20 protein-coding genes are annotated in these 25,525 nt (G+C 44.3%); 4 read left to right on the top strand and 16 right to left on the bottom strand.

Going from position 1 to position 25,525, the window contains the following annotated elements:
* The first annotated feature begins 137 nt into the window (after positions 1 to 137).
* Both AC1DUD_RS03480 and dapA read left to right on the top strand, forming a co-directional pair.
* Positions 138 to 1,976, top strand: coding sequence for a UbiD family decarboxylase (locus tag AC1DUD_RS03480; protein WP_477371804.1), 1,839 nt, complete (start codon positions 138 to 140; stop codon positions 1,974 to 1,976).
* 233 nt (positions 1,977 to 2,209) lie between these two features.
* Positions 2,210 to 3,106 (top strand): 4-hydroxy-tetrahydrodipicolinate synthase, encoded by an 897-nt coding sequence (gene dapA / locus AC1DUD_RS03475; RefSeq protein WP_477371645.1) that lies wholly within the window; start codon positions 2,210 to 2,212, stop codon positions 3,104 to 3,106.
* A gap of 214 nt (positions 3,107 to 3,320) precedes the next feature.
* Here the strand turns inward: dapA and AC1DUD_RS03470 are convergent, their stop codons facing one another.
* The 16 genes from AC1DUD_RS03470 to AC1DUD_RS03395 all read right to left on the bottom strand — a co-directional run bounded on the left by AC1DUD_RS03470 (position 3,321) and on the right by AC1DUD_RS03395 (position 23,059).
* On the bottom strand, positions 3,321 to 3,500 hold the full coding sequence (locus AC1DUD_RS03470) for a histone H1 (protein WP_090529881.1): 180 nt from the start codon (positions 3,498 to 3,500) through the stop codon (positions 3,321 to 3,323).
* 314 nt (positions 3,501 to 3,814) lie between these two features.
* The gene (locus tag AC1DUD_RS03465) at positions 3,815 to 5,251 is read right to left on the bottom strand and encodes a glycoside hydrolase family 125 protein (RefSeq protein WP_477371642.1); all 1,437 of its coding nucleotides are present in this window, start codon (positions 5,249 to 5,251) and stop codon (positions 3,815 to 3,817) included.
* Between the two features lie 280 nt (positions 5,252 to 5,531).
* Positions 5,532 to 6,776, bottom strand: a complete 1,245-nt coding sequence (locus AC1DUD_RS03460) for an aminotransferase class I/II-fold pyridoxal phosphate-dependent enzyme (protein WP_477371640.1) — start codon at positions 6,774 to 6,776, stop codon at positions 5,532 to 5,534.
* 328 nt (positions 6,777 to 7,104) lie between these two features.
* Positions 7,105 to 8,706: a cell division protein FtsZ gene (gene ftsZ / locus AC1DUD_RS03455; protein ID WP_477371637.1), complete on the bottom strand. Its 1,602-nt coding sequence runs from the start codon at positions 8,704 to 8,706 to the stop codon at positions 7,105 to 7,107.
* A 129-nt stretch (positions 8,707 to 8,835) separates the two neighbouring features.
* A complete protein-coding gene (ftsA, locus tag AC1DUD_RS03450) occupies positions 8,836 to 10,179 on the bottom strand; it encodes a cell division protein FtsA (protein ID WP_477371635.1) in 1,344 nt (447 codons plus the stop codon).
* A gap of 1 nt (position 10,180) precedes the next feature.
* Positions 10,181 to 11,044 carry a cell division protein FtsQ/DivIB gene (locus tag AC1DUD_RS03445; protein WP_477371633.1) on the bottom strand — a complete coding sequence of 288 codons (864 nt, stop codon included), beginning with the start codon at positions 11,042 to 11,044 and terminating at the stop codon, positions 10,181 to 10,183.
* Positions 11,037 to 12,395, bottom strand: coding sequence for a UDP-N-acetylmuramate--L-alanine ligase (murC, locus tag AC1DUD_RS03440; RefSeq protein ID WP_477371631.1), 1,359 nt, complete (start codon positions 12,393 to 12,395; stop codon positions 11,037 to 11,039). The genes AC1DUD_RS03445 and murC overlap by 8 nt, the downstream gene beginning before the upstream one ends.
* Before the next feature lie 53 nt (positions 12,396 to 12,448).
* Positions 12,449 to 13,552, bottom strand: coding sequence for an undecaprenyldiphospho-muramoylpentapeptide beta-N-acetylglucosaminyltransferase (gene murG, locus AC1DUD_RS03435; protein WP_477371629.1), 1,104 nt, complete (start codon positions 13,550 to 13,552; stop codon positions 12,449 to 12,451).
* A 79-nt stretch (positions 13,553 to 13,631) separates the two neighbouring features.
* Positions 13,632 to 14,816 (bottom strand): FtsW/RodA/SpoVE family cell cycle protein, encoded by a 1,185-nt coding sequence (locus AC1DUD_RS03430; RefSeq protein ID WP_477371627.1) that lies wholly within the window; start codon positions 14,814 to 14,816, stop codon positions 13,632 to 13,634.
* Positions 14,817 to 14,911: 95 nt separating this feature from the next.
* A complete protein-coding gene (murD, locus tag AC1DUD_RS03425) occupies positions 14,912 to 16,306 on the bottom strand; it encodes a UDP-N-acetylmuramoyl-L-alanine--D-glutamate ligase (RefSeq protein ID WP_477371625.1) in 1,395 nt (464 codons plus the stop codon).
* 127 nt (positions 16,307 to 16,433) lie between these two features.
* On the bottom strand, positions 16,434 to 17,675 hold the full coding sequence (mraY, locus tag AC1DUD_RS03420; protein WP_477371622.1) for a phospho-N-acetylmuramoyl-pentapeptide-transferase: 1,242 nt from the start codon (positions 17,673 to 17,675) through the stop codon (positions 16,434 to 16,436).
* Between the two features lie 67 nt (positions 17,676 to 17,742).
* Positions 17,743 to 19,203: a UDP-N-acetylmuramoyl-L-alanyl-D-glutamate--2,6-diaminopimelate ligase gene (locus AC1DUD_RS03415; protein ID WP_477371621.1), complete on the bottom strand. Its 1,461-nt coding sequence runs from the start codon at positions 19,201 to 19,203 to the stop codon at positions 17,743 to 17,745.
* A complete protein-coding gene (locus AC1DUD_RS03410; RefSeq protein ID WP_477371620.1) occupies positions 19,200 to 21,299 on the bottom strand; it encodes a penicillin-binding protein in 2,100 nt (699 codons plus the stop codon). The genes AC1DUD_RS03415 and AC1DUD_RS03410 overlap by 4 nt, the downstream gene beginning before the upstream one ends.
* Positions 21,289 to 21,702 (bottom strand): FtsL-like putative cell division protein, encoded by a 414-nt coding sequence (locus AC1DUD_RS03405; protein WP_477371617.1) that lies wholly within the window; start codon positions 21,700 to 21,702, stop codon positions 21,289 to 21,291. The genes AC1DUD_RS03410 and AC1DUD_RS03405 overlap by 11 nt, the downstream gene beginning before the upstream one ends.
* Positions 21,699 to 22,601: a 16S rRNA (cytosine(1402)-N(4))-methyltransferase RsmH gene (gene rsmH / locus AC1DUD_RS03400; protein ID WP_477371615.1), complete on the bottom strand. Its 903-nt coding sequence runs from the start codon at positions 22,599 to 22,601 to the stop codon at positions 21,699 to 21,701. Before rsmH ends, AC1DUD_RS03405 begins: the two co-directional genes overlap by 4 nt.
* A complete protein-coding gene (locus tag AC1DUD_RS03395) occupies positions 22,598 to 23,059 on the bottom strand; it encodes a division/cell wall cluster transcriptional repressor MraZ (RefSeq protein ID WP_477371613.1) in 462 nt (153 codons plus the stop codon). The genes rsmH and AC1DUD_RS03395 overlap by 4 nt, the downstream gene beginning before the upstream one ends.
* 415 nt (positions 23,060 to 23,474) lie before the next feature.
* Here AC1DUD_RS03395 and AC1DUD_RS03390 point away from each other — a divergent pair, with 415 nt between their 5' ends.
* The gene (locus AC1DUD_RS03390) at positions 23,475 to 24,071 is read left to right on the top strand and encodes a GNAT family N-acetyltransferase (protein WP_477371611.1); all 597 of its coding nucleotides are present in this window, start codon (positions 23,475 to 23,477) and stop codon (positions 24,069 to 24,071) included.
* 133 nt (positions 24,072 to 24,204) lie between these two features.
* Positions 24,205 to 25,512 (top strand): alkaline phosphatase family protein, encoded by a 1,308-nt coding sequence (locus AC1DUD_RS03385; RefSeq protein WP_477371609.1) that lies wholly within the window; start codon positions 24,205 to 24,207, stop codon positions 25,510 to 25,512.
* Positions 25,513 to 25,525 lie beyond the last annotated feature (13 nt).

The raw sequence follows: 25,525 nt of genomic DNA, 5'->3' as shown, positions 1-25,525 counted from the left end.
AGCGAAAGTAAGGATTTTATCATTAGGTCATTGAGTCATTGCCTATCTTAATTAAGGATCAAACCTATCCATCATATCAACGGGTCAATGACAATGAAATGGATGACCCAATGAACTTATTTCTTAATTTCGCCCCTATGGGTTACTCAAGTTTACAAGCCTGCATTATCGATCTCGAAAAAAACGGCCACCTTGTTCGTATTAAAGAAGAAGTGGACCCTTACCTGCAAATGGCAGCGATACACTTACGCGTATTTGAAAATGAGGGACCTGCTATATTATTTGAAAATGTAAAAGGCAGTAAGTTTCCCGCAGTATCCAACCTGTTTGGTACGCTCGACAGGTCGAAATTTATTTTCAGGGATACGCTCGAAAAGATCAAGGTCTTGGTCGATATAAAAAACGAGCCGATAAAGGCCATTAAAAACCCTTTTAAATATGCTGGTGTTGGCTTAACAGCCCTTTCGGCATTACCTATGAAAGGCGGATCGGGTGCACCGATCAAATTTGGCAAATGCAACATCAGCGATATTCCGCAAATTGTGAACTGGCCTATGGACGGCGGCCCATTTGTTACCATGCCTCAGGTTTACACTGAAGATGCCGATCAGCCGGGCATCATGAATGCCAACCTGGGTATGTACCGCATACAGCTGGCCGGTAATGATTATATCCAAAACCAGGAGATCGGTTTGCATTACCAGATCCACCGGGGGATCGGCGTGCATCAAACCAAAGCCAATGCCAAAGGACAGCCGTTAAAAGTAAGCATCTTTGTAGGTGGTCCACCGGCGCATCCTGTTGCTGCAGTAATGCCTCTGCCCGAAGGTTTATCGGAAATGACCTTTGCTGGTGCGTTGGGTAACCGTCGCTTCCGCTATTTTTATGACGATGAAGGTTTCTGCATTTCGGCCGATGCTGATTTTGTGATCACCGGCACTGTGATGCCGCACGAAAATAAACCAGAAGGGCCTTTTGGTGATCATTTAGGCTATTACAGTTTGATACATCCCTTCCCGCTGATGAAAGTGCATAACGTTTATCACCGTAAAGACGCCATATGGTCATTCACTGTGGTTGGCCGCCCGCCGCAGGAGGATACCAGTTTCGGGGCATTGATACATGAAATTACAGGTTCGGCTATTCCCAAAGAAATCCCCGGTTTGCATGCCGTTAATGCTGTTGATGCAGCAGGTGTACACCCGCTCCTTTTCGCCATTGGCAGTGAGCGTTATACTCCATATCTTAAAGAGCGCAAGCCACAGGAGATTGTAACTATTGCCAATCACATCTTAGGCAAAGGGCAGCTAAGCCTTGCCAAATACCTGTTCATTGCCGCGCAGGAGGATGATCCAAAACTTAATGTAAATGATGTAGGCAGCTTCCTGAAGCACATCCTGCAAAGGATTGACCTCACCCGCGACCTGCATTTCCACACCAACACCACTATCGATACACTCGACTATAGCGGCGAAGGCCTAAACTCGGGCAGTAAAGTAGCCATCACGGTTGCCGGCGATATCAAACGGGAACTTTGGACAAAATTACCGGACTGGTTCAACTTCCCACGCCCTATCACCGGCTACAAAATGGCTATGCCCGGCGTGTTAATGGTTGAGGTTCCCAAACACGTAAATCACAAGGATATCGATAACGTCATCAGCATTATTGAATATCATTTGCAGGACGAAGACTTAAATGGACTGCCACTGATAGTGCTTTGTGATGATGCCGGCTTTGCCGCACAAACCATCAATAACTTTGTGTGGGTAACCTTTACCCGCAGTAACCCTTCGCATGATATTTATGGCGTGGGCAGTTTTACCGAACATAAACACTGGGGCTGCAAAGGCCCGCTGATCATTGATGCCCGGATAAAACCACATCACGCGCCTGTGCTGGAACGGGTTCCGGAAGTTGAAAAAACGGTTGATAAACTGGGAGAAAAGGGTGGATCGTTGTTTGGGGTGATTTGATAATATCTCCACCGCGTCATTGCGAGGCACGAAGCAATCCCAAACTATACAGGGCGGACCTGCTTATCGGGGATTGCTTCGTGCCTCGCAATGACGGATGGGATAAAATGCAATCCCCCACCCCAAAATCTAACTTTAAACTCAACCAAGGCACTTTTTCAAAAAATAAACCGCTAACAAACCGCTAATCTCCAATCACTAATCACTATATTAGCATCCTTTTAATTTTACTCATGAATATATTTTACGGAACAGGGGTAGCTATGGTGACCCCTTTTCATGCGGATGGTCAAATTGACTACGACGGGTTGAGAAACCTGATTGAACATTTGATTGATGGCGGGGTGGAATACCTGGTATCGTTAGGTACAACCGGCGAAAGCGCCACATTGAGCGAGGCTGAACGAAAGCAAGTTTGGGCTTTCACTGCCGAAGTGGTAAATAAGCGCGTTGGCCTGGTAGCCGGTATAGGAGGCAATAATACTCATGAAGTTGTTGAGCAAATAAAATCGTTTGATATTAATGGTTATGATGCTATACTTTCAGCAAGTCCGCATTATAACAAACCCACCCAGGAGGGTATTTATCAGCATTATAAAGCAATTGCACAAAACAGCAAATTGCCGATAATATTATATAACGTACCAAGCCGCACAGGCAGCACTGTTAGCGCAGAAACAACTGTGCGCCTGGCAAAAGAGTTTAAAAACATCATCGGTATTAAAGAAGCATCAGGTAATTTCGATCTGTTTAATCAATTGATGCGAGATAAACCTGAAGATTTTCTGTTTATCTCTGGCGATGATCCGGTTACTTTACCAATGATGGCTTTAGGGGGCGTTGGCGCAATATCGGTTATCGGTAATGCCTTGCCCCGTCAGCTATCTGACATGGTGAGGCTTTTGCTCAATAACGATTACAAAGGTGCACATGCCGCGCATTTTAATCTGATAGAGTTTACCCGCTTGATGTTTTCCGATGGAAGCCCTGCAGGTGTTAAAACCGCGCTGAAACAATTGGGCGTCTGCGGCGATACTGTAAGATTGCCACTGGTACAGGTAAGCGAAAAAACTGCTGATGCTATTGCAGATGAGCTTAAAAAGCTGGCACCGGTAGCAGTAAGGGCTTAACAGTTTAAATTTATAAGAACTCTCTACTTCACGTCGTTGCGAGTCACGAAGCAATCCCAAACTATACAGGGCGGACTTACTTAGCCGCTCTTCAAATCGGGGACTGCTTCGTGCCTTGCAATGACACTTTTTTACAACCCTGAAAAATATCAATAAATAAAAAACCCGGTCCATGGACCGGGTTTTTTATTGGAATAAGATGATAAAAATCTTACTAAGCCTCTTTATTCTTAGCTTCCTGAACCTCAAGGCGGATTGCCTGTGCCAGGTTTTTAAGATCCTGCATGCCTTTACGTACACGTGTACCGGCAGCGCTGTTTCCTTTATTGTAGAATTTATCGGCGTCGGCCTCTAAAGCTGCTACAAGCTCTTTTACTTCAGTAAATTTTTTCATTTAATTACTCCTTTTAAATTTTGAGGTTTATTGTTTTAATTAAGCTAAGCTAAAATGTTTTTTGTTAATTAAAAACTTTTGAAGCCGAAAAATACGGCCTTGACAGTGGTTTTTTTCCACATTTTTAGCCCTTTAAGTTTATTAGCCCTCGTTTATTTTTTATTAAAAAGTTCAAATCAAACTTATACTTTTAAATAAGCTTCATTAATAATTAAAATACAAATCATAGATTATCATAAATAATATTTATAGCAATCTATACAATCTAAACGCCGTATTTTAAATACTATTAAGTATTAATATATTTAACAGGTTTAAAAAGTCTGCTGTAGTATATCAGGGTAATGCTCGTGCACTTTTAGTATCAATTCGCCAAATAAAGTGTTAGCCCAGGCAAACCATTTGCGGGTAAAGTCCTTTGCATCATCTTTATTGAAGGATTCGTGCATAAAACCGGTGCCCGCGTGGGTGCTTTTCAGCCATTTGATACACTGTACAATCTCCGCTTTATCGGTTGATGTAATGCCGCGCATAATGATTGCCATTGGCCAAATGTAGCCAATACCAACGTGCGGACCGCCAATACCTTCGGCAGCAGTGCCTTTAAAGTAGTAAGGGTTACTATCACTTAACACAAACTTACGGGTGCTTTGATACAAAGGGTCATCAACCTTTACCGAATCAAGATAAGGTAAAGCGAGCAGGCTTGGTACATTTGAATCGTCCATAAACAACTGGTTTCCGTAACCATCCACCTCAAACGGAATTACCTGTCCAAATTGCGGATGGTGGCCAATAGCATATTGCTTAAGTGCTGCCTGAACCTCTGTTGCTAAAGCTTTACAAGCATCAGCAGTAGCAGCATCATGACCTATGGTGCTGTACATCTCGGCCATTTGATTTAAGCTTGCTACAGCGAAGTAGTTTGACGGGATCAGGAACGGATAAATGGTAGCATCATCCGACGGGCGGAAGATGGAGCAGATTAAACCAACGGGTTTAACCGGGTTACCATAGCCCCTGTTTGGTGCGGTATCACTTTGTGTCTCGGTTTTACGCTGGAAGAAGTACGGGCCTTTACCATCCTTGCGTTGCTGCTCTTTAAAAGTAGCAAGGATGATCTTGCCAGCTTTTTGCCAGTTTTCGTCGAAGAAACTGCTATCGCCGCTAATTTTCCAATAGTTGTAAGCCAACCTTACAGGATAGCAAAGTGAATCAATCTCCCATTTGCGCTCATGCAATTCGGGTTTCATAGTAGTGCGGTCGCTGTCCCATTCGCTGCCGGTCGGGCCTTCGTTAAAGGCATTGGCATAAGGGTCAATAATCACACATTTAGCCTGGCGGCTCAATACACCCTGGATCAGCTTTTTAAGCGCCGGATCATTTTTAATAAGCGGCAGGTACGGCCAAACCTGTGCTGATGAATCACGCATCCACATAGCGTTAATATCGCCGGTGATCACGAATGTATCGGGCTTACCATCTTTTTCAGAATAGTTTACCGTAGTATCTAAAGTGTTGGGATAGCAATTTTCAAAAAGCCAGGCAACTTCAGGATCTTTAATATCAGCCTTAACTTTTTTAATGATGGCCTCCACAGCCTTGCTGGTGAATTTACGATCGGCCAGTTTCGGGCGTTGACTTTCAAAAGCCGGGGCCAAAGCCGAGGCGAATACAGGGGTTACGCCCAAACCGATACCGGCAGCTGCAACGCTGTTAATTTTTATAAAATGTCGTCTGGTTAATTTCATGGTTTTGATATGGTAGGCGTAAAAATAGAAAAGCGTTTTAGTTAAACAAAAAAGCTTGCTAAAATAATTTAGGAAACGTTTTATCAAGGTTTTGGCATCGCACTCGCGTGCGTAGAGACGTACACATGCGTCTCCCGCAGGACAAGCGACTACGCATTTATTAGCTATAGCGGCTTTGCGCACGGGAGACGCATGTGATGCGTCTCTACATCAAATTCCAAAACACAAAAAAGCCCCGGATCATCCCCGGGGCTATCTATATTATTCACCAGATTTGCTATTAAGCAATCTCCAGTTTATTTTCTTTGTAATAACCTGCTTTTAACTTTTCACCAATAGCGCTGTAAGCATCAAGGGTACGCTGTACATCATCTAAACTATGTGCAGCTGTTGGGATCAACCTTAATACAATTAAGCCTTTAGGAATAACCGGGTACACTACTATTGAACAAAAGATACCGTAGTTCTCGCGCAGGTCGCGGGTTAACGCGGTAGCTTCGTACAGATCACCTTTTAAAAATACCGGGGTAACCATGGTATTTGAAGCACCAAGGTCGAAACCCCGCTCTCTTAAACCTGCCTGTAAAGCATTAGCGATCTGCCATAATTTTTCGCGAAGCTCTGGCTGGGATTTCAGCATTTCGAAACGTTTTTTCAAACCTAATACCATAGGCATTGGCAATGCTTTGGCAAAAGTTTGCGAACGCATATTATAGCGCAGGTAATGGATAATATCCTGATCGGCAGCAACGAAAGCACCGATACCGGCCATTGATTTGGCAAAAGTTGCAAAGTAAACATCTACCTCGTTCAGGCAATCCTGCTCCTCATGTGTACCGGCACCTGTTTTACCCATAGTACCAAAACCATGCGCATCGTCAACCAGTAAACGGAAGTTGAATTTCTTTTTAAGTTCGGCAACCTGTTTAAGTTTGCCTTGAGCGCCCGACATACCAAAAACACCTTCGGTGATCAGTAATATACCGCCGCCGGTTTGTTCAGTTAAGCGGGTTGCGCGCTCCAGCTGTTTTTCGCAGCTTTCGATATCGTTGTGCTGATAAACAAAGCGTTTACCCATATGTAAACGTACGCCGTCAATAATACAGGCGTGCGATTCGGCATCATAAACAATAACATCGTTCCTGTCAACCAGGGCATCGATGATAGATACCATTCCCTGGTAACCATAGTTAAGTAAGAAGGCTGATTGTTTGCCAACAAATTTGGCTAATCCATCCTCCAGTTCTTCATGATGGATAGAGTTTCCCGACATCATCCTTGCGCCCATGGGGTAAGCCATACCGTAATCGGCAGCGGCTTGCGCGTCGGCCTGCCTTACTTCGGGGTGATTAGCCAAACCGAGGTAATTGTTAAGGCTCCATACCAGGTGCTCTTTACCCTTAAACTCCATATGCGGGCCTATCTCACCTTCCAGCTTAGGAAAAGAAAAATAACCATGCGACCACTTTTGGTGCTGACCTATCGGCCCACCCAAGCTTTTTGTTATTTTATCAAATAAATCCAAAATGAATTGCTTTTATAAATTTAAATGCAAATATAGCCGTTAAAACACCTTTAAACAATAGCTATAACTTTTTAGAATAGGTTATAACCTTTTGCGAAAGAAGCAAGACTTTTAGATACAAGACCCAAGAAGTCAAGGTTCAAGACCAAGGAAATAAAGACCACGAAAACCAGATTAACGAATCAAAATCAATAAAAGTATCTAACAAAAAGGGAGATCAACTTTCAGATTTAATTCTTTTGTCGATCTCCCATTCAATTATTGTGGTTTTATTTTTCTTGTCTCTTTAATCTTGGCGTCCTGACTCTTAAAAGCCTTGCCTCTATTCCTAATCTGCGTTTCCGTGCAGGTATGAGTTGTTATTCCTGATCTCCACATTACCTTCGCTATCCTGCATCAGGGAAAAACGGGAGATCTGGCTTTCGTCAGATGCCGGGGTGTCCTGCAGGGCAATTTCCTTGCGTTTGTAAGCTGGTACATTCTCCAGTTCCTGGATGTTACCGGTACGCAACTTCATGCTCAGGTCTTTCAACCTCATAATGCGCTCACGCGATTTCTTCAACTGCTCTTCAATTGATTCGTTGGTTTTGTTATCATCAGCACCAACAACAGGAGCCGGTTCAGGCTCAGGTTCTGGCATGCGTGGCTGTTCCTTTACAGGCGGCTCGTAGCTTACGGGTTCGCTCATTTTAAAAGTGAATCCGGCAGTATCCGGTTCGTTATCAGCTTCAGGTTCTTCCTCGTGCATCAGGCTATGCCTTACTACAGCAGGTTCTTCCTGGCGGCTGCCGGCAAACATATCAAACAAACCAGCCTGTTTAGCATCCTCTTTAGGAGCTTTAGCATAAGGCTCGGCAGGAGCATCAACTTTAACAGGTTTAATAAACTCATTAACCGGCCTTGCCTGCTGAGGCTCTTCAGGTACCAGCATCGAAACAATTTTCTTGTTGCTGTGCTCCTTTTCGCGCTCATCTTTGGTTTGGAAACCGGTAGCAATAATAGTTACCGATAATTGCTCACCCAGGTTTTCGTCGATACAGTTACCCCAGATCAGGTCGGCAGCTAAACCAGCTTCTTCCTGTATGTAATCAGTAATTACACTGATCTCATCCATGGTAACCTCCTTAAGGCCCGAGCTGATGTTCAGCAATATATATCTTGCACCTTCAATTTCATTATCCTTTAACAATGGCGATGCCAGTGCACCTTCCACAGCTTTTAAGGCACGGTTTTCACCATCGGCAGTAGAGCTGCCCATGATAGATACACCGCTATCTTTCATCACTGTGCGCACATCCTTAAAGTCGACGTTTATATAACCCGGCAAGGTGATAATCTCGGCGATACCTTTAGCAGCCGTGGTCAAGATATTATCAGCCTGTGCAAATGCCGAACTCATAGTAAGGTTACCAAAGATCTGGCGGAGCCTGTCGTTTGAGATCACAAGGAACGAATCAACGTATTTCCTCAATTCTTCCAAACCGGCATCAGCCTGCATTTTACGGCGTTTACCTTCAAAAGAGAAAGGCGTGGTGATGATACCCACCGTTAATATATCCATTTCGCGCGCTGCTTTGGCAATAATAGGGCTTGCGCCTGTACCTGTGCCACCGCCCATACCTGCTGTAATGAACAGCATTTTGGTATTAACGCCCAACATCTGTTTAATATCGTCAATATTCTCAATAGCCGAATTTTTGCCAACTTCGGGTATCGAGCCTGCACCCATGCCCTCGGTTAAACTGGCACCCAACTGCACCTTGTTAGGTATAGGGCTCAGCTCCAATGCCTGGGCATCCGTGTTGCAGATTATAAAATCAACACCGGTAATTCCTTGCCTGTACATATGGTTTACCGCGTTTCCACCACCACCGCCAACACCAATTACCTTGATGATCGACGATTTTTCTTTTAACATTTCAAAATGCATAATCTTCGTTTTCAGCTATATGTAAATCAACCAACATTAGATTTTACCATTGTAATAATAACACTTTTTCAACAAGGTTTTTCCACATTTGTGAGCAATGTGAATAAGTTTTACCCTTGTGAATAATTATTATTTCAGAAAGTCCTCATCCTTAATGTCATCCTTAATAAATGTGATGCTCTTTTTCAGCAACCTGTCTAACAAGCCACCTTCTTTAGTTTTAGCATCGTATTTGGGCTTAGCCGTTTTTACTTCGGCCGGGATTGCTTCATTCATGTATTCCACTTTCTGGATACCTTTTATCAACAAACCAATACCGGTAGCAAAAGTTGGGCTTTGCAATTCTTCGTAAACAGTTTTTGGCAGCACTTCGTTTTTGGCCAAATGCTCAGTAGGATAACCTACACGGCAATCCAAACCGGTTACAAACTCAACTAACTGGCGTAAGTGTTTCAACTGCGCGCCGCCACCTGTTATTACGATACCTGCTATCAGCTTTTTCTCGTAGCCTGATGATTTGATCTCGTAGTAAACATGTTCTACGATCTCTTCCATACGCGCCTGGATCACGTAAGCCAGGTTTTTTACCGAAATTTCTTTTGGCTCACGGCCGCGTAAACCCGGAACACATACAATCTCATTCTCTTTGTTCTCGTCGGCCAGGGCAGATCCAAACCTCACTTTCAGTTGCTCGGCAATGTTGCGCATTACAGAACAGCCTTCGCGGATATCTTCGGTTACGCTGTTACCGCCGAAAGGGATAACGGCAGTATGACGAATGATGCCTTCGTGGAAGATAGCTACGTCGGTAGTACCACCACCGATATCAACCAAAACCACACCGGCTTCTTTTTCTTCTTCGCTCAAAACAGATTCAGAAGATGCCAGCGGTTCAAGGATCAGTTCCTGGCTTTCCAGGCTGGCCTTGTTAACACACTTTACAATATTTTTGATAGCGGTTACCTGGCCAGAGATAATGTGGAAGTTAGCTTCAAGCCTAACACCCGCCATACCTATCGGATCTTTGATCCCAGGCTCATTATCTACCGTAAACTCCTGCGGCAATACATGTATAATCTCCTCGCCCGGAGGCATTACCAGGTTATACATATCCTCAATCAGTTTATCAATATCCTTACGGCTGATCTCCGATTGCAGGTCACGACGGGTAATTAAACCGCGGTGTTGCAGACTTTTGATATGCTGACCGGCAATACCCACGTTCACCACCCTGATCTCCACGTTGGATTGCGAGCCCGCCACATCCACCGCCTGGTGAATGCCCTGTACTGTTTTATCTATATTTGAAACCACGCCGCGCGTTACACCGGCAGATTCGGCTTTGCCAATTCCTAAAACCTCAATCTTCCCGTTCCTGCTCCTGCGCCCAACAATGGCACATATCTTGGTAGTTCCGATATCCAATCCTACTACAATTGGCGAACTTTTTTCCTGAGTTGAGCTTTTGTCCATATTACAATTTAATTTGAGATGAGTCCCTTTTCGTTTTGAGCGAATCCTGTTTGGCAGCCTTAGCCGCTTTTACCGAATCAGCTTTTATATTTTCATTTYTTATACCAATTACCTGGTTGGTATACTTTACATTGATCACTTTATAAGTATCCCAGCCTACTTTTGGCAACACCTGCTTATAAAAAGCCTGCAGGTTATTTAACTTCACATTGAGCGAATCGGCATTACCGATCAGGATCCTTTGATTGCCCACCCTGGGGATCAGCTCGATCTCGCGGTCGCTGTTCACATACATCTGCGCTATCTGTGCATCCCAAAGCGAATCCCTGCGGATATAATCAGCCGTTTTAAACAGATCTTTAGCCACGCGTGTGTGCAACGAATCAACATGGTTGGTAAACAGTTCTTCAATAAAACCATTAGCCACCAGTACCCTTGCGGTAAAGTTTGGCGATAGCGGGATCTTTAAACCATGCTGATCTACATAAAAATCCATATCATAATGGTTCATGATCCTTAGTATCGGCTGGCGCTGGCTTACTTCAACCCTTAGTACCCCGTCCATTTCGGTATAAACCTTGGCAAACTCAATAAAAGGGTTCGCTTTTAGTTTATCTTCCAACTCCTGGATGTTAATATTTTCGATAGGCCTGCCTACCAGCGAGTGACTGGTAACTTCGATAATGTGGTCGACCTCCTGCTTGTCAATAAAATATTGACCGCCTGGAATGCTCACATTTACCGCTGTACACTTTACCCCCGCTTTTTTTGTTTCAATAAAACTCATGAGCACCACAAGGCCACCCAGGCTTATTACCCAGGCACAACCTATCAGCAGGCGCTTCCAAATGAGTTTTTTATTCATTACTCAATACTTGTTTTAATGGCTGTACCAGTGTATCAATATCACCGGCACCTACCGTTAATAATAGTTCAGGCTTTTCGGCAGCTACCGAAGCTACCGCGGCCTCTTTACTCAGTATCCTTTTATTTTGCAGCTGCATGCGGTTAAGCAGCATCTGCGAATTAACTCCTTCAATAGGCAACTCACGCGCCGGGTAAATTTCCAGTAATATCAGCTCATCAACCATGTCAAGCACTTCGGCAAAGCCATCGGCAAAGTCGCGGGTGCGGGTAAATAAATGCGGTTGAAAAATAGCCGTTAACTTTTTAGCCGGATACAATCTTTTAATTGATGAGATACATGCCCTCAGTTCTTCAGGATGATGTGCATAGTCATCAATATAAATATGCTCCGGTGTTTTAACAATATATTCAAACCTCCGTTTAACACCTTTAAATGATGCCAATGCTTCCTTGATATCAGCCGGGGCAATATCCAGTTTCAACACTGCTTCAATGGCGGCTACAGCATTCTCTACATTGTGGGTACCTGCTATGCCCATTTTTATATCAGTGATATTTACCGCTGCACTGTTATAATCAAAGTAAAAGTCGCCTTCAATGATACGAACGTTAGATGCATGTGCATCGGCAGTTTCGTCTTCAAAGGCGTAGGTATAACCACCATCCAAAGGCAAACCATTTTTATGCACCAATGTGCCTCCCGGTTTTATCTGCGAAGCAAATAACCTGAACGACTCAGTCAGGTGCGCGTGATCCCCATAGATATCCAGGTGATCGGCATCCATCGAGGTGATGATGGCCACATCCGGATACAGGGTAAGAAACGAACGATCATACTCATCGGCCTCAACCACCATTACATTGTTTTTGCCGTAAAGCACGTTGGTTTGGTAGTTTGACGAAATACCACCCAAAAATGCCGAGCAATCATTACCCGATGCCTTAAGCAAATGTGCTACCATGGTTGAAGTGGTAGTTTTGCCATGCGTACCGGCTACAGCAATAGTAAACGAACTTTTACTGATCAACCCTAAAACCTGCGAGCGTTTGAACAGCTCAAAACCGTGATTTTTGAAATAGTTAACGATGTGCGAATCCTTTGGTACTGCAGGCGTATAAATAATAAGCGTATCGCTGCAGGGTTTCTGAAAACTCATGGGGATATAATCCGCGTGATCTTCAAAAACAACCTGGATCCCCTCGTTGTGCAACTGGTTTGTTAAATCAGTCGACGTTTTATCATATCCGCAAACAATACAACCTAAATGATGGAAATAGCGGGCCAGGCCGCTCATACCGATGCCGCCTATGCCTATGAGATAAACTCGTTTTATATCGTGCAGTTCCATTTTCAATTTGTTTAAAAAAGGCCCTCCTCCCTTTGGAAGAGGAGGACCATCATTTAATTGTTACTTATAATTTGGATAAGTTCCTTTGCTATAACTTCATCGGCATTTGGCATAGCCATTTTACCAATGTTATTGCTCAATTTTTTTTGCAGATCGCGGTCTTCTAATAATTCAAGCGCCCTGTCGACCAGCTTTGCTTCGGCATCCCTGTCGGCCACAAAAGCAGCCGCGTTTTCATGTACCAATGCCAAAGCATTTTTAGTTTGATGATCTTCGGCCACATTTGGCGAAGGCACAAGGATCACCGGCTTTTTAATGGCACACAGCTCGGCTATTGTGCCAGCTCCAGCCCTTGATATAATGATATCGGCTGCAGCATAGGCCAGGTCCATCCGAGTTAAAAATTCCCTGATCTGCAAGTCGGGATGATAATTTTCGCCCAGCTTTTCGATGATACCTTTATAATAAAACTTGCCGGTTTGCCATATCACCTGTACATCGGCAGCCAGTAGTTTATCAATACCATTCATGATACTGTTGTTCAGTGTTCGTGCCCCAAGGCTGCCGCCGGTTATCAGTATCGTTTTTTTAAAAGCCGATAAGTGATACAACTCCAAAGCCTGCATGTGTTTGCCGGCAATGTTCACCGCATCCTTGCGGATAGGGTTACCGGTTTTGATGATCTTATCGGCAGGAAAAAATTTCTCCATACCATCAAAAGCTACACAGATCTTCTGGGCATGCTTACCCAGCCATTTATTGGTGATACCAGCATAGGAGTTTTGCTCCTGTATGAGGTAAGGTATTCCTTTTAACGATGCAGCATAAAGCAAGGGTCCCGAAGCATATCCGCCCACACCTACCGCGGCATCGGGCTTAAAATCCTTAATGATCTTGATAGCCTTAAGCACACTATTGGCAAGCTTAACAGGGAACATCAGGTTTTTAACAATAGAGCCACGCTGGATCCCCTGGATATCCAACCCGATGATCTTATAACCAGCCGCCGGAACCTTATCCATTTCCATACGCCCGTTAGCGCCCACAAACAGGATCTCGGTATTGGGATCAATATTTTTCAAAGCATTGGCAATAGAGATAGCCGGGAAGATATGTCCTCCTGTTCCGCCACCGCTTATGATTATCCTTTTTGACATGCTTTTAATATTTAACTTAAATCCTATTCCTAACCTTGTTTATAACTAATCTCTTATCTCCAACCACTAATCACCAGTTTTACACCGTCCTGATCTCTCCTACTATAATTTTATTAGGGCCTGTACTGTCTTCTTTTATAGTTTTATCTTTCTTAGGCTCTTCAATATCCTTACTTACTGAAAGTATAATACCAAAGGCGATACTTGTAAACAATATCGATGTTCCCCCCATACTCACCAGCGGCAGCGGCACACCCGTTACCGGACCTAAACCAACGGCTACAGCCATATTGGCAAAAGCCTGTATGGTTAAGCTGAAACTTAAGCCGCAGGCCAGCAAAGCTCCAAATGCCTTTGGCGCCTTCGTTATAATCTTGATACATCGATACAGCAGGAACACATAGATCCCCACCACTATTATGCCCCCTACCAGGCCATACTCTTCAACTATGATGGCATAAATTTCATCAGAGTATGATTCGGGCAGGTAGTTTCTTTCGGTACTGTTCCCGGGGCCTTTTCCAAATATGCCGCCTGTTGCAATGGCAATCTTGGCATGGTCACTCTGGAACGATTTATCAGCCTTTGCCAGTTCCGGATGCATAAACACCTTCATACGCGATACATAAGTATGCCTCCTTGGACCAAGAAAAATCACACCTAACAATAGTATAAAGCCGGCGGCACAGGTAATGGCTATTTGCCTGATACTGATACGACCGATGATCAACAACAATATGCTAACCCCAAACAGCATCAAAGCTGTTGAAAGGTTGGCCAGCGCTATCAGGATAAACACCACGCATACCGAACCCATGATGGGCAAAAAGGATTCTTTAACATCCTTAATATTTTCCTGCTTGCGCGATAACGTACGGGCCAGGTAGGTGATCAAAGCCAGCTTAGCCAAATCCGAAGTCTGGAAGCTTAATCCCGTTCCGGGGATGGCTATCCAGCGGCTGGCATTATTGATATGACTACCAAAAACCAGCGTATACAGCAACAGCGGAATGGTAATGATCATCATCACCTTAGAGATCCCGGCATAATAACGGTAATCAAGCTTGTGCGAAAAATACATCAGCGCAATACCACCCACTATCATGAACACGTGTTTCATGAGGATGATCTCCACACCTTTACCCTGCTTAAATGCCAGCGTACCAACCGAACTGTATACCGCTAACAAGGATATAACAGAAAGCAATATGACAATGAGCCATATCCAGCGATCTCCTTTTGTATTTTCTAATATCCTATGCATAGTCTATGAACCTTGATTTTTAGGATTTTGGGATTACCCTGATCCTGTATCTTTGCCTTACTCTTTTATCATCTGCACATCTGAAATCTGCACATCTATAATTCCTTCACTGCCTCTTTAAACTGTTGGCCGCGGTCTTCGTAATTTTTAAAAAGATCGAAGCTGGCGCAAGCCGGGGATAGCAATACCGTATCGCCTTTGGTTGCCAGGTGATAAGCCACCGTTGCGGCTTCCTGGGCCGATGCTGTGTTAACTATAATATCAACCATATCATCAAAGGCCTCATGGATGCGTTTGTTATCCTTGCCTAAACACACAATGGCTTTTACTTTTTGCTTAACCAGGTCATTAAGCATGTTGTAATCATTTCCTTTGTCAACACCACCCAAAATCAACACTACATCGCTGGTCATGCTTTCTAAAGCGTACCAGGTTGAGTTAACGTTGGTAGCCTTTGAATCATTAATGAAGCGGATGCCCGATATATTGGCAACAAACTCCAGGCGGTGCTCAATGCTTTTAAAGTTGCCCATGCTCTCCCTCATCGTTTCGTTGCGCAGCTCCAACACCTTTGCTACAATACCCGATGCCATGGAGTTGTAAATGTTGTGTTTGCCTTGCAGGGCCAGTTCTTGAATTGACATTGTAAAATGTTCTTGTTTTGTGTTTATGACAATATTGTCGTTACTATCCAGGTATGCGCCCGGTTCAAATTTTTGCTGTATGGAAAACGGCAACAGCTGTGCCCCGAACGTTCGTTCCCTCATGCCTTTAATGGTTTCAGGGTCATCGGCACAATAAATAAAATAGTCGGCCGCTGTTTGGTTCCGGGTTACGCGGAATTTTGATGCCGCGTAGTTTTCCAATTTATAGTCGTACCTGTCCAAATGGTCAGGCGTAATATTTAATAATACGGCTATGTCAACTTTAAATTTGAACATATCGTCGAGCATAAAGCTGCTTAGCTCCAGCACATACCAATCGAACTTTTCAGTAGCCACCTGGTAGGCAAAGCTTTTACCGATGTTACCTGCTAAACCAACGTTCATGCCTGCGTTGTGCAGGATGTGGTAGGTTAGGCTGGTAGTCGTAGTTTTACCGTTTGAGCCTGTGATCCCTATGATCTTTGCATCAGTATACCTTCCGGCAAACTCAATTTCAGATATCACGGGAATCCCCTTTTCATGCAGCTTTTTAATGATCGGGGCCTTATCAGGGATCCCCGGGCTTTTGATCACTTCGGCAGCGCTCAGGATCAGTTCTTCTGTATGTTGTTTCTCTTCAAAAGGAATTTTCCAATCCTCGAGTTGCTTTTTATAATTATCGGCAATGCCGCCAAAATCCGACACAAAAACATCAAAGCCCTGCTGCTGCGCAAGGTATGCCGCCCCAACACCGCTCTCGCCGGCACCGAGGATGACTAACCTCACCCCGGCCCTCTCCACAGGAGAGGAAGTTGATTGGGTTGATATTTTATTGTCTTGATTCATTCTTTATTTTCTTTTGGGATTTCATCGATTGTTTGATGATTTCACCGATTCTCTTTTCTTTCTTGTCTCTTGACGCTTGATTTCCTGGCTCTCGATCTCTTGTCTCCTAACCTCCAATCACTAACCTCTAACGAAGCTTCAACGTTATCACCGTCACTATCGCCAGCAGGATACAAATGATCCAGAAGCGGGTAACGATCTTTGCTTCGTGGAAACCTTTTTTCTGATAGTGGTGGTGCAGTGGTGCCATTAAAAACACCCTTCTGCCCTCGCCGAACCTTTTTTTGGTATACTTAAACCACGATACCTGTATGATCACCGAAAAATTCTCTACCAGGAAAACACCGCATAGTAATGGCAGCATCAGTTCCTTGCGGATCATGATAGCGAACACCGCTATGATACCGCCTATGGCTAAACTACCGGTATCGCCCATAAACACTTGTGCCGGGTATGAGTTATACCATAGAAAGCCTACGCACGCCCCCACAAAAGCACCGGCGAAAACCACCAGTTCGCCCGAATTGGGGATATACATAATGTTCAGGTAATCGGCAATAACCGTGTTACCCGATACATAAGCCAATATAGCCAGCGTAATACCGATGATGGCCGATGTACCCGTAGCCAAACCGTCTATTCCATCAGTAATATTAGCTCCGTTTGATATGAACGTGATTATAAGGATCACAAAAAACAGGAACACTACCAGCGCGTACTGCTCATAACCAGCCCCTAAAAACTTCAATACCTTGGCATAATCAAACTCATTGTTTTTATAAAAAGGCATGGTTGTTTTGGTAGAGTGCACATCCTGGGTATAAACAGGAACGTTACGCTTCATATGAAACTCAACCGGAGCATCATCTTTCACCGGCAAAACCACTTCCTGACGGATAATGATATTGCTGTTGAAATACATTGTCCACCCCACAATAAGTGACAGACCAACCTGACCGATGATCTTGAACCGGCCTGCCAAACCCTCCTTATTCTTTTTAAATACTTTAATGTAATCATCCAAAAAGCCGATAGCACCCAGCCAAACGGTGGTTACGATCATCAGGATCACGTACACATTATCCAACTTGGCAAAAAGTAACGTTGGCACCAGGATCCCCAACAAAATAATGATCCCACCCATTGTAGGTGTACCTGATTTTTGCATCTGCCCTTCTAATCCCAAATTTCTTACGGTTTCACCTACCTGTTTAAAACGCAGGTAATCAATTAACCGGCGACCGTAAACCGTAGTGATCAGCAATGATGTAATTACAGCCATTGCCGTCCGGAAAGTGATGTATTGAAATACCCCAGTTCCTGGTATGCTATAATTTTTGCTTAAGTAATTAAACAGGTAATACAACATTGCTCTCCTCTTTTACTAATAGTATCTTCTTAATCTAACCAACCACCTTTGCAATTGGCCCCATCTTTCAAACCAAATCTTTGAACCGACTTTCCAGTTCTTCCATATCGTCGAAGTGGTTTTTCACTCCGTTTATCTCCTGATATTTTTCGTGCCCTTTGCCTGCCACCAGGATAATATCACCGGGATTAGCCAGCATACAAGCTGTTTTGATAGCCTCGTGCCTGTCGACGATGCTTACCGTATGCCTTTTAAATGCCGGATCAACACCTTCTTCCATCTCTTTGATGATCTGCGCCGGGTCTTCGGTACGCGGATTATCAGATGTCAGGATCACTTTATCGCTCCACTCGCAAGCTGTTTTAGCCATGATAGGGCGCTTGGTTTTATCCCTGTCGCCACCGCAGCCAATGACGGTAATTACCTTTTCGTTGCCCTTGCGGATATCATGGATGGTACTCAGTACGTTCTGCACAGCATCTGGTGTGTGGGCATAGTCAACTATACCTACAACTTTATTAGGCGCAGTTATGTATTCAAAGCGGCCTTCAGCACCAGTCAGTTTGCTTAAGCTAGTAAGCACTTTGGCTTTATCCTGTTCAAGCAGCATCGCGGTAGCATATACCCCAAGCAGGTTATAAGCGTTGAACGTACCCACCATTTTAAACCATACTTCCTCGCCATCAATTTGCAGCAGCAAACCGCTGAACTGATTTTCGAGGATGCGGGCTTTATAATCGGCCATGGTTTTAAGGCCATAGCTTTTTTTATGTGCTGCTGTATTCTGCAGCATTACATTCCCGTTCTTATCGTCGCTATTAGTAAGCGCAAATGCATCTTTAGGCAAGCCGTCAAAAAATGCTTTCTTAGCATTTAAATACCTCAAAAAGGTTTTATGATAATCTAAATGATCGTGTGTTAAATTGGTGAATACACCGCCCGCGAACACCAGGCGCTCAATACGCCTTTGTGAAATGGCATGCGAGCTCACCTCCATAAAACAGTAATCACAACCACTATCCAGCATTTCGGCAAGCAGGCTGTTCAGCTCAACCGGATCAGGCGTGGTATGGGTTGATGGGATCACCTTGCCGTTGATCTGATTTTCAACAGTCGACAGCAAACCACATTTATAACCCAGATCACGAAATAACTGATATAGTAGCGTAGCAATAGTTGTTTTACCATTAGTACCTGTTACACCAACCAGTTTTAATTTAGCCGATGGATTATCATAAAAGTTAGCAGCTACAATACCCAATGCTACGGCCGAATCGGCTACCATCAGGAAATCTACCTCGCCGGTGGTATGGGCAGGCAGGTCTTCACAAATTACTGCTACCGCACCTTTTTTTATGGCCTGGTCAATATAATCGTGTCCGTCAACAAGAGTGCCCTTTACAGCAACAAACATCGATCCCGGGATTACCGCCCTCGAATCAAAAGCAATTGCCGTTATCTCCACATCAGCGCTTCCCTGCAACTCAGTGAAGGCCAGTCCATCAATTATATCGCTTAAATACCTCATTGCAACTCTATTAATATTCGTGATCCTTTTGGTATTGCACTTCCGCCGGTAACCGATTGATTGGTAACAATGCCGCTTCCGCGTACAGTTACCTTATAACCGGCGTTACCCATTACATATAACGCGTCGCTAAGTCCCATGCCTGTCACCGCCGGCACGGTGCCGTTTTTATATTTTACTTCTTCAAACGGGATCCCGTTGCTGGTATCAACCGTACTATTGGCCGATGCATACAAAGGTTTAACACCCAGTTTTGAATAAACTTTTTTCAAAGCCTTCATATTGCCCTGTTTTACCTGCGGCATTACAGTATTGCCTACGTAATGCGTCTGTGAGCTTTGGTTAATATCCAAATCATTAGCATAAACCCTGTCCGCTACTTCCCTGAACACCGGACCAGCAACCTTTGCCGCCAGGTAATCGCCCTGGGTTGGGTTATTGATCACCACGATCATCGAATATTTAGGATGATCGGCAGGGAAATAACCGCAAAACGAAGCCTGATATTTCTTGTCTTTATAACCTTTGGTACCGTTTGCTACCTGTGCCGTACCGGTTTTGCCGGCCACGCTGTAAAGCTTGTTTTTAATAACGTTTTTACCGGTACCATTCATCACAACACCTTCTAACATCCCCCGCACTTTACCTAAAGTTGCTTCAGAACATACCTGCTCGGTAATTACCCTCGCCTGGAACTGCTCGATAGGATTACCCAGCCTGCGGATCTCACGAACCAGCAGCGGAGCTATCATTTTTCCATTATTGGCTACCGAATTATAAAAAGCCAGCATTTGCAGCGGCGTAATGTTCATTTCATAACCATAAGCCATTTCGGGCAAACTGTAATTTTTGTTCCAGCTGCGGTTTGATGGATTCTTGATCACCGGTCTTCCTTCACCCTGTATTTGTAAACCAAGCTTTTCATTCAAATGATAGCTGTACAGCTTATTGATGTACTGCCATGGGTTATTATGATAAAACTGGTCAACAAGCCTGGCTGCTGCCACGTTTGATGATTCTTCAAAAGCCCGCTTAACCGACATTTCATAGTTATCATGCTCGGTATCAGTAATGGTTGGCCCCTTTGGGAACTTAAACCTGCCGCCTTCGGCATTCACTATAGTGCTGGTATCAATTTTATGCTGATCGAGCATGGTCATGTACGATGCCAGTTTAAAAGTCGATCCCGGATCGATAGCATTGCTGATGGCATAGTTCATCTGCTCTTTATAATCACCATCCTTAGTGCGGGTATAGTTAGCAATCGCCCTGATCTCGCCGGTAGATACCTCCATAAGCACAACGCAGCCATGATCGGCCGCGCTTTTTACCAGTTGTTTTTTCAACGCATCTTGCGCTACATCCTGAAAGTTTACGTTGATGGTTGAAATAATATCAGCACCATCTTTAGGCGCTATCTCATCATCATCATCAACAGGCATCCAGATTCCCCCAGGAATCCTTTGCATTAAGCGCCTGCCGCTTTCGCCATTAATATATGCCGAATAAGCACCCTCCAAGCCTACAGGGTTCTTTACGTTTTCGTTTTTGTAACCGATAGTACGCGCCGCAAGCGACTGGAACGGAAGGATTCTCCTGTTTTTTTGAATAACGATCAAACCACCTTTGTACTTGCCCATGTTAAACACCGGGAACTGGCGGATCTTTTTCAAATCCTGGTATGATACCTTGCGCCTGACCAGCACATAACGTGAGCTATCCTTACGGGCCTCACGCAGCACACGCGAATAATCCCTTGCCGACCTGTCACCAAACATACCCGATAGCTTTGCAGCCAGTAGGTCGATATTATTATTAAACGCCGTATCGGAAGCAATACCACCAGCCAGCATATCCATGTGCAGCTCATACTCAGGTATCGAGGTAGCCAGCAAGCTTCCGTCAACAGAAAAAATATTACCCCTCGCAGCTTCAACAGTTTGGTATTGCGCCGAAAGATCGGCAGCCATAGCTTTCCATTTATCGCCCTGAACAAATTGCAGGCGGAATAACTGTACAGTAACAGCAATTGCCAAAAGCAACACAAGCCCGAAGGCTAAATAAACCCTGGCCAGTATGTTAGTCCTAATTCCCATCAGAAACCTCCTTTACTGTTATTTTTCCGGGCGGATCAACCGATTGGCTCAGGCCCAATGTATCTGCACGCTTAGCAACTTCAGTAAGTGTGCTTTTAAATGCCATATCAGCCTTTGTCGATTTATAATCCCAACCCAGTTCTTTAACTTCTTTGGTAAGCGCGTCAATCTCCCTTACCGATTTTTCGGCAAAGTGCATATTACCAATGTACACCATACCCAAAAACGCCAAAAACAAAACAAAAGGCAAAGCATTGGTAGCCCTCTCGGTAGTGAGAAGGCCTTTGGTAAAAAGTTGCGTAAAAAAGTTATCGGGCAGTTCCCTTGCAGGTCTTTGCCTTTCCTCAATAACCTCCTCAACTTCTTCCTCTTCCTGAATTTCTGTACGTAAACGATTGGTCATTTTTTTACAGCTATTCTTAACTTAGCGCTCCGTGCCCTGTTATTATTGGTTATCTCCTCTGCCGATGCTGTTATAGCCCCGCGGCTTACAGCATCAAGCGGTTTATTATCGTTGCCATAAAGGTCTTTCTCCACCTCGCCGCTGAACTTGCCTTTGGCGATGAAGTTTTTTACCAGCCTGTCTTCCAGCGAGTGATATGACATCACCACCAGCCTTCCCCCAATACCCAAAACCTCGGCCGACTGTATTAAAAAATCCTTTAATGCTTCCAGCTCCTGGTTAACCTCTATCCTTAATGCCTGGAACACTTGTGCCAGGTATTTATTTTCTTTTCCTTTTGGGATGCGGTTACTGATCACATTTTTCAGATCAGCAATGGTCACTATCGAAGCATTTAACCTTGCAGTCGCAATAGTTTCTGCCAGCGATTTGGCATTTTGAATTTCTCCGTAAATGCCAAAGATCCGGTGCAGGTCGGCAACCGAATAGTTATTTACCACATCTTTAGCAGTCAGCTCGCCCAACTGGTTCATGCGCATATCCAACTCGGCATCAAACCGGATGGAAAAGCCACGATCGGCCTCATCAAACTGGTGCGATGACACACCCAGATCGGCCAGGATCCCGTTTACGGGGATAGCCCCATGTAAACGGCAAAAGTTTTTGAGATACCTGAAATTCTGGTCTACAAAAACAAAACGTTCATCATCAATTATATTCCGTTGCGCATCGGCATCCTGATCAAAAGCGATCAGCCTGCCTTTAGGCCCCAAATGCTTCAATATCTCGCGCGAATGCCCGCCACCACCAAAAGTCACATCCACATAAGTACCATCCGGATCAATATTCAGCCCATCAATGCATTCCTTCAGCATTACCGGTACATGGTACTCACTCATTCCTGCTCCTTACTTTTACCACCCATTACTTTTTTTGCCAGCGCGCTAAAACTTTTTGGCTCATCGTCCATCAGCTTACGGTGCGCTTCAGCATCCCAAACCTCAATTTTGTTTAACTGGCAAGCCAGCACCACATCACCTTTTATACCCGCATATTCCAACAGGAATTTTGGCAACAATACCCGACCGGCAGCATCAGGCATAAGCTCGGTGGCACCACGGGTAAAATATCGTATAAAGGCTATATTATCCTCTTCGTATTCATTAAGTTTGCTCAAATCTTCAAGTCGCTTATCCCATTCCTTTTTAGTGTATATGACAAGGTATTTTTCAAACCCGCGATTGATCACCAGGCCTTCAGATTCCAGTTCAGGAAGCTTTCTTTTAAGGCCAGCCGGTATCATCATCCTAAATTTAGGATCAAGCTTACACTCAAATTCACCGGTTAAAAACGACATTGTATGACTTGGGCAATTTTGTAACGTAAAAGTAAATACTTTTACCACTTCTTACCACTTTCCCCCACTAAAAGTTTTCAACAATTTTTAGCGGGTACTGTTTTATGTTTTTGGCAGATTTTTCAAAAATCACACCTCAATAAAACGTACTAATAAACAAGCAGTTACTCAAGCTTATTGCTATAAACTATACGATATTATCAAGTGGGAGAAAACACCATTTTTGAAGCGCGATCACTTCATTAGCCGGGCAAGCAGAGAGGCCTCTTTTTTGATATTTATACCGATCAGATGGAATAAATGAGAAATTTTTACACTAATTTTTCCGGATTATCTAATTACACGAATTTTTAGCTGAAGCAGATTTGCATTTGTGTAATTAGATTAATTATTGCTTATGAACTAAATAAACTGCATGTATAGCTATAAATACAAAGAGTTGGCCTCAGCCTTATATGAAGCCCTCATCCCCGACCCATTTTATATAGAATTGCTACGGGATATTCCTGGCGGCGAACCCGAAAAGCGGGAAACGCTGATGAGATATATGGATTACTCCATGACAGAAGGCGAAAAGTACGGCAGGTTGACCATTACAGGTGATATCTCCTACGGCGCGGCCATCTGGACTAAGCCATTAGATACTGAAACTGATAACGAAAAGAGCCTGCAAAAGAAACATTTTATAAAAACGTACATGGGCGAAACATCGCTCAATGTTTACCTTACTATTGTTTCGTTCATGAGCGAGCAACTGGGTGAAGTACCGCCCGATGCGTGGTACCTGTCAATAGCAGGGATTAAGCCTGCCCACCAGGGGCGAGGATTGGGGGTCGATTTACTGATGAAAGTAATTAATGAAACCGATAAAAACGGAATCCCAACCTATCTCGAAACCTTTACTCCACGCAACATCAAATTTTATGAGCGGATGGGATATAAAATAACCAAAGAGATAGCTGAACCGGTTACAGGTTGTCCTTATTGGATCATGGTTAGAGAATCGTTGTAGTAGACAAAAAACGAAGAAAGGCTAATAACGTAATTATAATTTCATGAGGAGTTAACAAAATACGGGCACCTTTGCCCCGTTTTATTCCGGCTTAGCGAAAATCTTACCTGCGCAAACCGGGTATCTATCCACCATGAAAAAGCAATTATCAATCGCACTCCTTGCGCTGTTTATAACAACAGGGCAGCTTATGGCGCAAACCGCCAAGCACGTTATCTTCGTAACCATCGACGGGTTCCGGCCTGACTTTTACCTGGATAGCGGATGGCAGACACCTAACCTGCATGCGCTGATGAACGACGGCGCTTACGCCAAAGGCGTTAACAGTGTATTCCCTTCCATGACCTACCCTTCGCATACTACAATCGTTACAGGTGTGCAGCCCGCCAAACATGGCGTATTTTATAATAACATATTTACGCCGGACGGAGCACCGCAACAACCATACTGGCAGGATAGCTCCATTCACGCACCCACCATTTGGAAAGCAGCAAAAAACAAAGGCATGACGGTTGCTTCGCTATACTGGCCGGTGTCGGCCAATGCTCCTGTAGATTATAATATCCCGGACATAGGTGGTCTGAGTGATGGGGTTCGCGAGCAGTATTCCTTGCCGCAGGGATTTTATGCCGAAGTGAAAAAAGAAGTGTTCGGCGGCGTTGACAAGATAGATGCGGGAAAAAATCAAAACATCGCTAAGATTGCCGCCTATGTGATCATGAAAAGCAAGCCTGAACTGATGACCATTCACGTATTTTCTGTGGATGGTGCGGAACACGCCGAAGGGCGTTCCGGAACACGGGTTCAGGAAGCAGTGGCGGATGCAGATGCTGCAGTAGGCATTATTGTAGATGCTTTGAAAGCAGCAGGAATATGGGAAAGCACGGTATTACTTATTGGAGGCGATCATGGGTTTTATGATGTAAAGAAAACCATCTCGCCCAACGTATGGCTGAAAGAAGCCGGGTTGATCAATGATCTGAAAACCGGCGACTGGAAAGCGCAATTCAATTCAGTAGGCGGATCTGCTTACCTGTACCTGAAAGATCCTACTGATAAAGCCACCGCCAATAAAGTAAAAGCATTGTTGGAAGCCCAGCCCGACAGCGTAAAGCAATATTACCGCATCATCAGCAGGGAACAATTGAACAAAGGCGACTATAACCCGAATGTCGCGTTTGCGGTCACCGGGGAGCATGATGCTGCATTCAGCGCTGCCATTACAGGCAATGCCGTAAAGCCCGGCAAAGGTGGTACACACGGACATTTTCCCGATACAAAAAATATCCGTACCGGCCTGATAGCCCACGGCCCGGGCATCCGCAAAGGCGCTGTAATAGAAGAAATGAACCTGCGCGATATGACGCCCATTATGGTAAAACTCCTGGGCATTCCATTTCCAAAAGTAGACGGAAAAATTCCGGCGGGATTGTTGAAGTAAGCGCTATACAAGC

Source organism: Mucilaginibacter sp. P4_A11, assembly GCF_056402535.1.
This window is presented reverse-complemented; position numbering and strand designations above follow the sequence as displayed.

What these genes read in the sequence shown, in the direction of transcription:
- ftsA (WP_477371635.1), bottom strand. Translation starts at nt 10,179, where the DNA reads ATGGACAAAAGCTCAACTCAGGAAAAAAGTTCGCCAATTGTAGTAGGA.
- AC1DUD_RS03465 (WP_477371642.1), bottom strand. Translation starts at nt 5,251, where the DNA reads ATGAAATTAACCAGACGACATTTTATAAAAATTAACAGCGTTGCAGCT.
- AC1DUD_RS03480 (WP_477371804.1), top strand. Translation starts at nt 138, where the DNA reads ATGGGTTACTCAAGTTTACAAGCCTGCATTATCGATCTCGAAAAAAAC.
- AC1DUD_RS03430 (WP_477371627.1), bottom strand. Translation starts at nt 14,816, where the DNA reads ATGCATAGGATATTAGAAAATACAAAAGGAGATCGCTGGATATGGCTC.
- murC (WP_477371631.1), bottom strand. Translation starts at nt 12,395, where the DNA reads ATGGAACTGCACGATATAAAACGAGTTTATCTCATAGGCATAGGCGGC.
- mraY (WP_477371622.1), bottom strand. Translation starts at nt 17,675, where the DNA reads ATGTTGTATTACCTGTTTAATTACTTAAGCAAAAATTATAGCATACCA.
- AC1DUD_RS03410 (WP_477371620.1), bottom strand. Translation starts at nt 21,299, where the DNA reads ATGGGAATTAGGACTAACATACTGGCCAGGGTTTATTTAGCCTTCGGG.
- AC1DUD_RS03390 (WP_477371611.1), top strand. Translation starts at nt 23,475, where the DNA reads ATGTATAGCTATAAATACAAAGAGTTGGCCTCAGCCTTATATGAAGCC.
- AC1DUD_RS03385 (WP_477371609.1), top strand. Translation starts at nt 24,205, where the DNA reads ATGAAAAAGCAATTATCAATCGCACTCCTTGCGCTGTTTATAACAACA.
- dapA (WP_477371645.1), top strand. Translation starts at nt 2,210, where the DNA reads ATGAATATATTTTACGGAACAGGGGTAGCTATGGTGACCCCTTTTCAT.
- AC1DUD_RS03395 (WP_477371613.1), bottom strand. Translation starts at nt 23,059, where the DNA reads ATGTCGTTTTTAACCGGTGAATTTGAGTGTAAGCTTGATCCTAAATTT.
- ftsZ (WP_477371637.1), bottom strand. Translation starts at nt 8,706, where the DNA reads ATGCATTTTGAAATGTTAAAAGAAAAATCGTCGATCATCAAGGTAATT.
- rsmH (WP_477371615.1), bottom strand. Translation starts at nt 22,601, where the DNA reads ATGAGTGAGTACCATGTACCGGTAATGCTGAAGGAATGCATTGATGGG.
- murG (WP_477371629.1), bottom strand. Translation starts at nt 13,552, where the DNA reads ATGTCAAAAAGGATAATCATAAGCGGTGGCGGAACAGGAGGACATATC.
- AC1DUD_RS03415 (WP_477371621.1), bottom strand. Translation starts at nt 19,203, where the DNA reads ATGAGGTATTTAAGCGATATAATTGATGGACTGGCCTTCACTGAGTTG.
- AC1DUD_RS03470 (WP_090529881.1), bottom strand. Translation starts at nt 3,500, where the DNA reads ATGAAAAAATTTACTGAAGTAAAAGAGCTTGTAGCAGCTTTAGAGGCC.
- AC1DUD_RS03405 (WP_477371617.1), bottom strand. Translation starts at nt 21,702, where the DNA reads ATGACCAATCGTTTACGTACAGAAATTCAGGAAGAGGAAGAAGTTGAG.
- murD (WP_477371625.1), bottom strand. Translation starts at nt 16,306, where the DNA reads ATGAATCAAGACAATAAAATATCAACCCAATCAACTTCCTCTCCTGTG.